The organism is Cellulomonas sp. P4_H4, assembly GCF_056400865.1.
On the sequence record NZ_JBFUKL010000001.1, the window covers coordinates 1,154,613 to 1,165,798 of the forward strand.

The window sequence follows — 11,186 nt, forward strand, 5'->3', positions numbered from 1 at the left end:
GCGGCGGGGGTGCCGACCTGGGGGCTACTTGAGTCCGGTGTGCGCCAGGCCCGCGATGATGTGTCGCTGGGCGAGGAGGTAGACGATCGCGATCGGCACGATCGAGACCACCGAGCCGGCCATGACGACGTTCCACTCGGTGGTGAACTGGCCGTGGAGGGTGGCCAGGCCGAGCGGGAGCGTCATGAGCTCGGGGGAGCGGATGACCACCAGCGGCCACAGGAAGCTGTTCCAGCTGGACATGAAGGCGAAGACCGCGAGCGTCGCCATGGCGGGCCGGATGAGCGGGACGATGATCGTCGCGAAGATCCTCAGGTGCCCGGCGCCGTCGATCGTGGCGGCCTCGTCGAGCTCCCGCGGGACCCCCTCGATGGCCTGCTTGAGCAGGAAGATGCCGAATGCCGACGCGACCGACGGCGCCAGCAGCGCGAAGTAGGTGTCGTTCACGCCGAGCCGCGTCATCTCGATGAACAGCGGGACCACCAGCACCTGCATCGGGATCATCAACGTCGCCAGGTACAGGCCGAAGACGATGTTCTTGCCGCGGAACGTCATCCGGGCGAACGCGTACGCGGCCATCGAGCCGGTGATCAGCTGGAACAGCGTGGTCGCGATCGCGATCGCGAAGGAGTTCGCGACGATGCGAACCATCGGCAGGGCGTCCAGCAGAGTCCGGTAGGCGTCGAGCGTCGGGTCCTTCACGAGGAGCGTCGGACCACCGGCGAGCGACCCGTCCGGCGTGATCGACGTGATGACCGTCCACGCGAGCGGGAAGAGCATCGCGGCCGCACCGAGGGTGACGCCGGCGTACAGCAGTACGCGCGGCCAGCGGCTGTGGTGCTCGGACGACCGGACGACCAGGGCCGAGGTCGGGGGAGCCGTCAGGGTCTCAGGCATAGTTCACCCACCGGCGCTGGCCTCGCAGCTGCAGAGCGGTGATCAGCAGGATCACGGCGAACAGGAGCCACGACAGGGCCGACGCCTCGCCTGCCCGGCCGTACCGGAACGTCAGGTCGTAGATCTGGCCGACGACCACCTGGCTGGCGCCCGCGGGGCCGCCGCCGGTCATGACGTAGACCTGGTCGAACACCTGGAACCCGTTGATCAACGAGATGATCAGGACGAAGAACGTGGACGGGGACAGCAGCGGCAGCGTGATGTGCCGGAACCGCTGCCACGCGTTCGCGCCGTCGACCCAGGCGGCCTCCTGCACGTCGGCAGGGATGGCCTGCAGCCCGGCGAGCAGGATGACCATGACGAAACCGAGGTCCTTCCACGCCGACGCGAGGATCACCGACGGCAGGGCCCAGGCCGGATCGGTCCACCATCCCGGTTGGGGCAGGTGGAAGAAGCCGAGGACGGTGTTGACGAGCCCGTTGCTCGGGTTCAGGAGCCACTGCCAGACCAGGGCGACCACGACCCAGCTGGTGACGACGGGCAGGAAATACGCGGCCCGGAAGAAGCTCCGGCCCTTGAGCGCACGGTTGAGAAGTACGGCCAGTCCTAGCCCCCCGACGTAGACCAGCGGCAGGTAGCCGAGGATGTAGAGGATCGTGTGGCCGAAGACGCGCCGGGTCGCCGGGTCGGTGAGCAGCTTGGTGTAGTTCTGCAGACCCACCCATTCCATCGGGGAGATCAGGTTCCACTTGTGCAGGCTGATCCAGATCGAGCTGATCATCGGGGTCAGCGTGAACGCGACGAGCGGAACGGCGCTCGGCAGCAGGAACACCAGGACCCAGAGCCCGTTCTTCCTGCGTCGGCCGGTACGCATCGTGGGGCGGTCGTTCGCGGCGCTCTCCCGTGCCTCGACGGCGACCGCCTGCGGCAAGGCGGTCATCCGACCGCTCCTTCCGGAGCAGCGCCAGCATGCAGGCGCTCCCGCACGAGCCGACCCTGCTCACCGGCGGCACCCGTCGCATCGAACGGTGTGGCGAACACCAGGGCAGCGGCGCCCAGCGCCCACTTGTCCTCTGTCCAGGGTTCGATGACGAAGGGAAGGCTCCGTCGCGACGGCATCAGGTGGCGCCGGAACGACGGCTCGAAGCCGGGCTCCCAGTGCCGCCATGCGTCGATGCCCTCACCGAGCAGGACGACCACCTCGGGGTCGATCACGTGCACGACGCCCGCCAGGGCGCGGCCGAGCAGCGCGCCGGCCCGACGGTAGATCTCTTGGGCGGCGAGGTTCCCCGCATCCGCGGCAGCCCGCAAGTCGTCGATGGTGCCGCCTGCCGGGATCACCCCGCGCTCGACGGCACGCTGCTCGAGTGCGCTCTGGCCGATGTGCGCCTCGAGGCACCCCTCGGCGCCGCACGCGCAGGTCGGCCCGTCGTCGGACATCGGGATGTGGCCGATCTCGCCCGCGCCGCCGGCCGACCCGCGGTAGACGGACCCGTCGACCACGATCCCGCAGCCGATGCCTCGCCCGATCGTGATGACGAGGTACGAGTGGTGCTCGCGCCCGGCACCGTACAGGCGCTCGGCCACCGCCAGCGTGTTCACGTCGTTCTCGACGAGGACCGGGACGCCGAGGGCGCTTCGGAGAACCGCGCCGACGCGGACGTCCGTCCAGCCGATGGTGGGGGCGTCGACCGTGCCGGACGCCTGGGAGTCCACAGCCCCGGGGATCCCGACACCGATTCCCAGGAGGTGGCCGCGGTGGGCTCCGACGGCCGTGCGCAGGATGTGGCCGAGCGCGTCGAGCGCGTCCGGGGCGTCGGGGTCGAACGGGTAGGACGCGACGCTGTCGACCGCACCGTCGAGCGCGACGTCCACGACGGCGACGTGGTCGGCGGTGACCTTCGCGCCGATGGCGCCGCCCGCCGACCGCACCAACCCGAGCAGCCGCCCAGGGCGTCCGCCGTTGGACGGGGCATGCTCGAGCTCCGCGACGAGACCGCGCTGCAGGAGGCCCTTCGTGAGCAGCGTGACCGTCGCCGGGCTGACGTCGAGCGCGCGGGCGATCTCCGCTCGGGATGCCGGACCTCGGGTCCCCAGAAGAGCAAGGATCGCCGAGGTGACCAGGTCACCATGCCCGGCTGCGCGGGTGTCGGGAGACATCGTTGTCCTTTGTTTGCGACTTCGTTTAGCCACAAACTAACTCGCCTCGGACGGACCGTCAAGCGTCGTCCCAGTCCTCGACGCCGTGTCAGGGTCGGGGAATCCCGGACTCGGTGCGGTGCCCGCCTTCGCGCCGAGAGGCAGCCGGCGGGTCCCGTTGACAGCGACACCGAGTTCTTCGGGGTGCCGGTTCGCGCGACGAGGGTCCGGCGGCCGCACCCGCCCGGTGGCGAACGTCACGGGTGTCCGCGACTCGGAGCTGCGAGGGTCAGGCTGGCGGCAGCGCGTCGTCCGTCACTCGTGCCGTCCCGCCGACGAGCCCGGGAGCGACGCTGTCACCGGTCCTCGTTCGTCTCCCAGCCCTCGGCTCCACCGGCGAAAGGCACCCGGCGTCATGTCGGCCTGCCTGAGGAAGTAGGCGGAGAAGTTCGAGGGATCGTCGAAACCCAGTTCCTCGGCGATCCGTGTGACTGACGTGTCGGCGTGGCCGAGCTGTCGTTTTGCCTCCAGCACGATGCGCTCGTCGATGAGCTCTTTCGCGGAGAGACCGGTGTACTGACGCGCTAGACGGTTCAGGGTGCGCGCTGAGTAGCCCAGGCGGTCGGCGTACTCACCGACCTTGTGCCAGCGCCGGAAGTGTTCCTCGATCTGGTCGCGGAACCAGCCATAGACCTCATGAGTGGATGTGGGAGTCGGTGTGCCACCGGCATCCCAGGCCCGCTCGAGCTCGACCAGCAGGGCTCCGAGGGAGTGGGCCAGTGCAACCTGGTGCAGGTCGTTGCGCCCCCGCGGCCCCGACTCGGCGATCCGGGTCAGCAGGTCGAGCGCCCCGCAGGTCGGCGTGCCCGCCAGGTCTGCCGCCAGCCAGTGGCTCCGCGACCGGAGCACGTCCGACCGGATCAGGTAGGCGGTGCCTTCGGTGACGCTGCGCGGACCGAACATCACCACGGGCCCCTCGAGGTCGGCGATCGTCCCCCAGCGGTGGACCTGTCCTGCGCGCACCCACAGGATGTCTCCCGGGTGAAGGGCGTGTTCGTTGAAGTCCACGGTGTGCACCGTGGTGCCGTGCTCGACGTGCATGAGCAGGTCGAAGTCGAGGCGTTGCGAGGTGAGGAACTCGTGCGGTCCGCCGCGGTCACGGATGCCTCGCAGGGTGTTCACCTCGATGTCGCCGACGTTCGGGGCGGGAGGCGTGAAGTGCACGCGACGGATCTCGCCTTGTCCTGTTTTCACCATCAGCACTCCGATTCTGACCGTGCTTGCCACCCGTGGGGATCCTAGGCTCACCATCATGGCAAACCTCACGTACACCATCCTGGACGCGGCAGACGAGTCGCTGAACAAGACCAGCACGCTGGTCACCGGGGAGACCGAAGCCCTCGTCGTCGACGCGGGCTTCACGCGCGCGGACGGGCACCGGATCGTTGCTGCGGCGCTCGACTCCGGCAAGCAGCTCACCACGGTCGTCGTCACCGCCGGCGATCCCGACTTCTACTTCGGAGCCGAGGTCATCGCCGACGCGTTCCCCGAGGCCGTCTTCCTTGCTCCGGTCGATGTGATCGAGCACATCCAGCACAGCTACCAGGGCAAGCTGCAGGCATGGGCCCACCTCGGCCCGAACCTGCCGACCCGGCTGGTCGCCATGGCGCCGCTCACCGAGCCGACGCTGATCGTCGACGGCGTCACGATCGAGGTACGCCGGGGCAGCGACCTGCTCGGCGACCGCGCGTGGTACCTCTTCGAGCCGGAGTCGCGGACGTTGTTCGGCGGTGTGCTCCTGTTCGAGGGTCTGCACGTGTGGACCGCCGACTCCGCGACACCCGAGCTGCGAGCCGAGTGGATCCGGGTCCTGAACGACCTCGAGGCGCTCGCGCCCTCCTACGTCGTTGCCGGGCACAGGGCGGCAGGTGCTCCGACAGACCTCACCGCCATTGCACACACCCGCGCTTACCTCGAGAACTTCGAGAAGGTCGTCGCCGCGTCCGTCGACGCCGCCGAGGCCGAGGCCAGCCTGACGAGCGCCTACCCGGACGCCGGCCTGACGATCGCCGCACGTCTCGGCACCAAGGTCGCCAAGGGGGAGATGACGTGGGGCTGAACCCGGAGGACGCCCCGGCCGAGGTCGTCCGACGTCAGTACATCGCCTCGGCGCAAGGAGATCTCGAAGGCCTTCGCGCCACGCTCGCCCCCGATGTGGAGTGGACCGAGATGGCGGGCTTCCCCCTCGCAGGTACCTACCGCACTCCCGAGGGGGTGACCACGAACGTGATGGAGCGGCTGGGGTCGGAGTGGGCGGACTGGACCGCCCATGACGACACCTATGTCGTCGACGGTGAGAACGTGGTCGTCCTCGCGCGCTACACCGCCCGGAACCGAGCGACCGGCAAGCCTCTGGCCGTGCGCGTCGCCCACCACTTCGTGGTCCGCGGCGGGCGCATCGTCAGGTTCGAGCAGTTCGTCGACACCGCCTTGGTCCGCGACGCTGCCAGCTGACCTGGTCCGGCAGCTCAGGGGATCTCGTCGAGCCGGACGTACCGCTCGAGGTCGTCGGCCGCGCGGGCGACGAGGGTGAGAAGCTCGTCGGCGGTGACGTTGGCGCCGAACGCAGGCGTGCCGGGCTGCAGCAGAGCGCCGGCGGCGAGCGGCCCGATCGGCAGGGGATCGAAGCCAAGGTCGCCCACGAGCGCGGCTACGGCGGCGACGTCGGTCTCCTCGTTCCCCGCGATGGCGATGGCCTTGCGGCCGGAAGCGCCGGGTCGGGTCTCGTCCTGGAGGTCGTGGTAGCCCATGTGGTTGAACGCCTTCACGATGCGGGATCCCCGGAGGTGCTCCTGGACGATCTCGCTGGTCGTGGTGCGAGGATCAGCGAGGTCGTCGCGGACTCCGTCGGTCTCCCACCAGTAGTTCATGGCATCGACGACGATCTTGTCGTCCAGCTCCGGGACTGGCAGCGTGCCGAGCTTGCCGAGCGGGAGGGCGAGGATCACCAGGTCAGCGTCGCGAGCCGCGCGGACGGGCCAGACGGGGATGGCGCCGGGGGTGAGGACCTCCGTCGTCAGAGCGATCCTCTCCGGGTCGCCCGACCCGGCGATCAGCACCCGGTAGCCTGCCGCCAACGCGAGGCGCGCGAGGACGGTGCCCACCTTGCCCGCGCCCAGGATGCCGATCGTGCGGTCGTGCGCGCTCATCGGGCGGCCACGACGTCCGTCGCCGGTTCGTCGGCGAGCAGCTCGCGGACCAGTGGGATCACCTTGGTGCCGTAGAGCTCCACGGCGCGCAGGCGCGCGGCCGCAGAGACGGCCCCGGCCGCGGAGTAGATGAGGTCGAAGCGCCCGACGTCCAAGGTGCGGATGGCCTGGGCCATCTTGCGTGCGACCGTCTCCGGGGCGCCCACATACAGGGAGCCGTGGGCGATGTCCGCCTCGAACTCCGCGCGACGCAGGGGCGGCCATCCGCGCAGTGCCCCGATGCGGTCACGCATCTCCTTGTAGCCGGGGTAGAAGAGGGCTCGGGCTTCGTCGTCGGTCGCGGCAACGAAGCCGGGAGAGTGCATGCCCACGGGGTAGGCGGTCGTGCCCAGCTGTTCGGTGGCGCGCCGGTAGAGCTCGACGTACGGAGCGAACCGCTCGGGGGCACCGCCGATGATGGCGAGCATGAGCCGGAACCCGTAGCGCGCAGTGCGCACGACGGACTGGGGGGAGCCGCCGACCCCGACCCAGGTGGTCAGGCGTCCGGACTCGGTCTTGGGGAACACGTCGGCCTGGTACAGCGGGGCCCGCTTGGTGCCTTCCCAGGTGACGGGCGACTCGTCGAGCAGCCGATGGAACAGGTCGATCTTCTCGTCGAAGAGCACGTCGTAGTCGGCGAGGTCGTATCCGAAGAGGGGGAAGGACTCGGTGAAGGAGCCCCGTCCGAGGATGACCTCGGCGCGCCCGTTCGAGAGGGCGTCGACCGTGGCGAAGCGCTGGAAGACGCGCACAGGGTCGTCGGAGGACAGCACAGTGACACCGGAGGCGAGGTGGATGCGCGAGGTCGCCGTCGCGATCCCGGCGAGGACCGTCTCAGGCGTGGAGATGGCGTACTCCGGCCGGTGGTGCTCGCCGAGCGCGATGACGTCGATGCCCACCTGGTCGGCGAGAACCGCTTCGTCAAGGGTCGCTCGGATCGCCTGGGCGTGCGAGACGACGTTCCCTTCATCGTCGCGGGGGAGGTCGCCGAACGTGTCGATGCCGAACTGGATGCCATTCACAACGAATCCTTCTGGGCCTAGACCGGCTGCTCCCGTCGGGGCGCTCAGTTCGTTCACCGCTGAGTCCCAGACGAGCTGTGATTGAACGCTCAACTATAAGCGGTGGAACGGTGTGATCGAACGCCGCATTCCCGAGCCATCGGACCTCTGACGACTTGCCCTGCACCGACTCGGCGGGCCCCCGAGCACGTCGAGGGCCGCCGTCGGTCCGCCCGTGCCAGCATGAGGTGTGCTGAGCATGAGCGTGATCGTCACCGCGTTCGACCAAGGCGGACTGGTCGCCGAAGCGGTCGAGTCGGTCCTGCGCCAGACCCGCGTCCCGGATGCCGTCATCGTGGTCGACGACGGCTCGACCGACGACGAGTCGGTCGACGTCATCGAGCGGCTTCAAGGGGACGCTCGTGTCAGGGTGCTGCGTCAGTCCAACCGTGGGGTCAGCGCTGCCCGGAACGCGGGGATCGCCGCTGCTGGGACCGACCTCGTGGCCGTGCTGGACGGCGACGACCGCCTCTCGCCGACGTTCCTCGAGCGGACGGCCGCGATCCTGGAGGGCGAGCCCGGCGCCCGTGCCGCCTCGTCGTGGCTGCGTGCGCACGGCGTGATCGACGCGGTCGTCCGGCCCTCCGGAGGGTCGGCGGTCGACTTCCTGCACCGCAACGCCTGCCCCGCGACCGCCGTGGTCCGCCGCGACGCCTGGCGGGCGTGCGGCGGCTACGACGAGGACATGCGCAGCGGGTTCGAGGACTGGGACTTCTTCCTGTCGCTCGTCGGCGATGGCGGGCACGTCACGGTCGTGCCGGAGCCGCTCATCGAGTACCGGACGGCGCCCGCCTCCGCGAACCTCCGCTCGATGGACTCCCGGCTCGAGCTCTACGGCCGGCTCATCGACAAGCACCGCGCAGTCTTCGAGCGGCACCTGCGGGAGGTGCTGCTCGCGCTCGAGGCCCGGGCCATGGACGCCGCCGGCCGGTGGGAGGACCTCGTGGCCGCGGACCGGTCACTTCCGGTCGGGGAGGTCACGTACGGCGACGGCGGCATGGCCGCAGCCGTCCGGATCGCCGCCCGCCGGGGCTGACACACAGAACCCGGGGTGGGGGTGCATTCGGGCGACGGAGTGCGTCCAGGGGACCGACGTCAGCGTGGAGGGGGTCCGGTGCTCGCCCGGACGACGAGCTCCGTGGGCACGACCGTCAGGGCCGGCGGCGAGATGGACCTTGACCGGATCTGACCCACGACGAGGCTGATGAGCGCGCGGCCGATGGCGGGAAAGTCCTGCCTGACGGTCGTCAGAGGCGGTGAGGCCCAGCCGCTGACGGCGATGTCGTCGAAGCCCACCACGGACACGTCCTCCGGCACGCGGCGGCCGTGCTCGTGCAGTGCCAGCACGAGGCCGAACGCCATCTCGTCGTTGGCGCAGAACACGGCGGTCACGTCGGGGTCGGCTGCGAGCCTCTGGCCAGCCTCGTAGCCGGATCGCGCGCTCCAGTCTCCGTACACCGGCTCGGGTGGGCGCGTCCCGGCCTCCAGGAGGCAGCGGCGCCACGTGCCGCTACGCACGAGGGCGTGGTCCGAGTCCCGCGGCCCGGCGAGGTGGTGCACGGTGCGGTGTCCCAGGCCGAGAAGGTGGCGCACAGCGTCCTCGCTGCCCTGGACATGGTCGGCGGTGACGGTGGGGTAGTAGCCCGCGAACTTGGAGAAGGACACCGCGACAGGCATGCCGGCGGGGAGCGCCAGCGTCACCGGCGTCGCCAGCTCGGCCCGCATGATGACGAGGCCGTCGATGGCCTGGTGCGACATCCGATGCGCGGCGCTCTCCCAACCGTCGCGGGCGGGGTTGCGCACGTGGAGGAGCGTGACCGAGTAGTTCTCGAGCTCGGCGGCCGCGACCAGAGCCTCGGCGGTGAGGGCCTCTCCGGTGCGGTTGAAGCCGTGCGAGAGCATGCCGATGGCGCCAAAAGTGCCGTTGCGCAGCGCCTGAGCCGCCCGGTTCGGCGAGTACCCGAGCTGGTCCATGGCTTGCACGACGCGGGCGCGGGTACTCGACCGGACGGACTCGGCGCCTGTCGAGACGCGCGAGACTGTCTGTGGTGAGACGCCGGCAAGGCGGGCCACGTCGCCGATCGATGGTCCCGAGCGGCGGCGGCCGGGAGCAGGCGCGGTTGTCATGGCCAGATGCTAGTGGTGAACAGAGATGGTGACGTCACCATGTGGCCAAAATGCGTGTCGTACCGTTACCAAAGCGTCGCCGAACGATCCGCCACCCGCTGCTATGGTGACGTCACCAAACGCCAGAGTGGGTCGAGCGACGCCGTTGTTGCTCGTGTCGGTGTGGACCCGACCCCTGTGGCGTGGAGCTGGCAAACGCCTCACCCAGAGCACGGTGCACGAACTCCAAACAGCACAGTCGACCTATCCCGCTCACCAGCCGCGACGTCGCGGAGGGAGGCGGGAGCCGGCGGCTCGGCGAGAGCCGGCGACGGTCCACGGGACGACCAACAGCATGAAGGGATCACCCGATGAAGAAGACACGCACGCTCGGCGCGTTGGGCGCCGTCATGACGCTGAGCCTGGCCCTCGCCGCTTGCAGCGGCGGAGACAGCGGCTCCGGCTCGGACGAGACGACAGGCGCGAGCGGTGGTACGGGCGACAACAGCCTGACGGTCTGGGCATGGGACCCGGCGTTCAACATCTACGCCCTCCAGGAGGCCGAGAAGGTCTACCAGGCCGACCACCCGGACTTCAAGCTCGAGATCGTCGAGACGCCGTGGGACGACCTGCAGACCAAGCTGACCACGCTGGCCCAGTCCGGCGAGACCGACCAGCTGCCCGACATCTTCCTCATGCAGAACAACGCGTTCCAGAAGAACGTGATCAACTACCCGGACATCTTCGCCGACTTCGCGGACTCCGACGTGGACTTCAGCGAGTTCCCCGAGTCCGTCGTGGCCTACTCCACGGTCGATGACACCAACTACGGGGTGCCGTTCGACAACGGGGCCGCGATCGGCGCGTACCGGACGGACATCCTCGAGCAGGCCGGCTACACGGTCGACGACTTCACCGACATCACGTGGGACCAGTTCCTCACGATCGGCAAGGACGTTCTGGCCAAGACGGGCAAGCCGCTGCTCACCGGTCAGGCCAACTCCATCGACACGATCATGATGATGCTGCAGAGCGCAGGCGCGAGCCTGTTCGACGACGAGGGCAACCCGACGATCACCGACAACGACGCGCTGCTGGCCGCGATCGACATGTACGGGCAGATGGTCGATGCCGGCGTCTTCGTCGAGGTCAACTCGTGGGACGAGTACATCAACACGATCGTGAACTCGAACACGGCCGCTGTCGTCAACGGCGTGTGGATCTCCGGGTCCATCCAGTCCGCCGCGGACCAGTCCGGCAAGTGGGCCGTCACCAACGTCCCGAAGCTCGACGGCGTCGACGGCGCGACCAACTACACGGCAAACGGCGGCTCGTCCTGGGCGATCACTCCGAACGGCAACGAGGCGCTCGCCGCTGACTTCCTGGACGCGACGTTCGCCGGCTCGACCGAGTTCTACGACACGATCCTCCCGAAGTCCGGCGCACTCGCCAACTGGCTTCCCGCAGGTGAGTCGGACGTCTACAGCGAGCCGCAGGAGTTCTTCGGCGGGCAGCCGATCTACGCCGACGTCCTGAAGTTCGCCGCTGAGGTGCCCAGCAACAACACGGGCGCTTACTACTACGAGGGTCGTGACGCCGTGAGCGTCGCCGTCACCAACATCTTCAACGGCGCCGACCCGGCTGCCGCGCTCGAGGAGGCGCAGTCGACCGTCGAGTTCGCCATGGGGTGACACCAGAGCGGGCGGCGGAGGCCAGTTCACGGCTCCGCCGCCCG

General features: G+C 69.3%; 11 protein-coding genes. 4 read left to right on the top strand and 7 right to left on the bottom strand.

Translation table 11 applies throughout. The annotated features are described in order from the left end of the window. Window positions 1–24 precede the first annotated feature (24 nt). The 4 genes from AC1DPN_RS05510 to AC1DPN_RS05525 all read right to left on the bottom strand — a co-directional run bounded on the left by AC1DPN_RS05510 (window position 25) and on the right by AC1DPN_RS05525 (window position 4,260). Window positions 25–897 (bottom strand): carbohydrate ABC transporter permease, encoded by an 873-nt coding sequence (locus AC1DPN_RS05510; RefSeq protein ID WP_477083683.1) that lies wholly within the window; start codon window positions 895–897, stop codon window positions 25–27. Further along, a complete protein-coding gene (locus AC1DPN_RS05515) occupies window positions 890–1,837 on the bottom strand; it encodes a carbohydrate ABC transporter permease (protein ID WP_477083684.1) in 948 nt (315 codons plus the stop codon). The genes AC1DPN_RS05510 and AC1DPN_RS05515 overlap by 8 nt, the downstream gene beginning before the upstream one ends. Next, a complete protein-coding gene (locus tag AC1DPN_RS05520) occupies window positions 1,834–3,057 on the bottom strand; it encodes an ROK family protein (RefSeq protein WP_477083685.1) in 1,224 nt (407 codons plus the stop codon). The genes AC1DPN_RS05515 and AC1DPN_RS05520 overlap by 4 nt, the downstream gene beginning before the upstream one ends. Window positions 3,058–3,351: 294 nt before the next feature. Beyond that, on the bottom strand, window positions 3,352–4,260 hold the full coding sequence (locus AC1DPN_RS05525) for an AraC family transcriptional regulator (RefSeq protein ID WP_477083686.1): 909 nt from the start codon (window positions 4,258–4,260) through the stop codon (window positions 3,352–3,354). Between the two features lie 88 nt (window positions 4,261–4,348). Here AC1DPN_RS05525 and AC1DPN_RS05530 point away from each other — a divergent pair, with 88 nt between their 5' ends. Together AC1DPN_RS05530 and AC1DPN_RS05535 are read left to right on the top strand one after the other, a co-directional pair. Further along, complete coding sequence (locus AC1DPN_RS05530; protein ID WP_477083687.1) at window positions 4,349–5,155, top strand: MBL fold metallo-hydrolase; 807 nt, start codon at window positions 4,349–4,351, stop codon at window positions 5,153–5,155. Then, window positions 5,146–5,550: a nuclear transport factor 2 family protein gene (locus tag AC1DPN_RS05535; protein WP_477083688.1), complete on the top strand. Its 405-nt coding sequence runs from the start codon at window positions 5,146–5,148 to the stop codon at window positions 5,548–5,550. Before AC1DPN_RS05530 ends, AC1DPN_RS05535 begins: the two co-directional genes overlap by 10 nt. 14 nt (window positions 5,551–5,564) lie before the next feature. Here the strand turns inward: AC1DPN_RS05535 and AC1DPN_RS05540 are convergent, their stop codons facing one another. After that, the gene (locus AC1DPN_RS05540) at window positions 5,565–6,245 is read right to left on the bottom strand and encodes an NADPH-dependent F420 reductase (protein ID WP_477083689.1); all 681 of its coding nucleotides are present in this window, start codon (window positions 6,243–6,245) and stop codon (window positions 5,565–5,567) included. Continuing rightward, window positions 6,242–7,306: an LLM class flavin-dependent oxidoreductase gene (locus AC1DPN_RS05545; RefSeq protein WP_477083690.1), complete on the bottom strand. Its 1,065-nt coding sequence runs from the start codon at window positions 7,304–7,306 to the stop codon at window positions 6,242–6,244. Before AC1DPN_RS05545 ends, AC1DPN_RS05540 begins: the two co-directional genes overlap by 4 nt. A 238-nt stretch (window positions 7,307–7,544) precedes the next feature. Here AC1DPN_RS05545 and AC1DPN_RS05550 point away from each other — a divergent pair, with 238 nt between their 5' ends. Further along, a complete protein-coding gene (locus AC1DPN_RS05550; protein ID WP_477083691.1) occupies window positions 7,545–8,381 on the top strand; it encodes a glycosyltransferase family 2 protein in 837 nt (278 codons plus the stop codon). A 59-nt stretch (window positions 8,382–8,440) separates the two neighbouring features. On the opposite strand, the gene AC1DPN_RS05555 is transcribed toward AC1DPN_RS05550, so the two are convergent. Then, a complete protein-coding gene (locus AC1DPN_RS05555; RefSeq protein WP_477083692.1) occupies window positions 8,441–9,472 on the bottom strand; it encodes a LacI family DNA-binding transcriptional regulator in 1,032 nt (343 codons plus the stop codon). Window positions 9,473–9,822: 350 nt separating this feature from the next. On the opposite strand from AC1DPN_RS05555, the gene AC1DPN_RS05560 reads away from it, so the two are divergent. Continuing rightward, window positions 9,823–11,142: an ABC transporter substrate-binding protein gene (locus AC1DPN_RS05560; RefSeq protein ID WP_477083693.1), complete on the top strand. Its 1,320-nt coding sequence runs from the start codon at window positions 9,823–9,825 to the stop codon at window positions 11,140–11,142. The last annotated feature ends 44 nt before the right edge of the window (window positions 11,143–11,186 follow it).

Bases quoted from the DNA above. Each gene is read 5' to 3' on its own strand.
- AC1DPN_RS05510 (WP_477083683.1), bottom strand. From the start codon at position 897: ATGCCTGAGACCCTGACGGCTCCCCCGACCTCGGCCCTGGTCGTCCGG.
- AC1DPN_RS05515 (WP_477083684.1), bottom strand. From the start codon at position 1,837: ATGACCGCCTTGCCGCAGGCGGTCGCCGTCGAGGCACGGGAGAGCGCC.
- AC1DPN_RS05520 (WP_477083685.1), bottom strand. From the start codon at position 3,057: ATGTCTCCCGACACCCGCGCAGCCGGGCATGGTGACCTGGTCACCTCG.
- AC1DPN_RS05530 (WP_477083687.1), top strand. From the start codon at position 4,349: ATGGCAAACCTCACGTACACCATCCTGGACGCGGCAGACGAGTCGCTG.
- AC1DPN_RS05540 (WP_477083689.1), bottom strand. From the start codon at position 6,245: ATGAGCGCGCACGACCGCACGATCGGCATCCTGGGCGCGGGCAAGGTG.
- AC1DPN_RS05550 (WP_477083691.1), top strand. From the start codon at position 7,545: ATGAGCGTGATCGTCACCGCGTTCGACCAAGGCGGACTGGTCGCCGAA.
- AC1DPN_RS05555 (WP_477083692.1), bottom strand. From the start codon at position 9,472: ATGACAACCGCGCCTGCTCCCGGCCGCCGCCGCTCGGGACCATCGATC.
- AC1DPN_RS05560 (WP_477083693.1), top strand. From the start codon at position 9,823: ATGAAGAAGACACGCACGCTCGGCGCGTTGGGCGCCGTCATGACGCTG.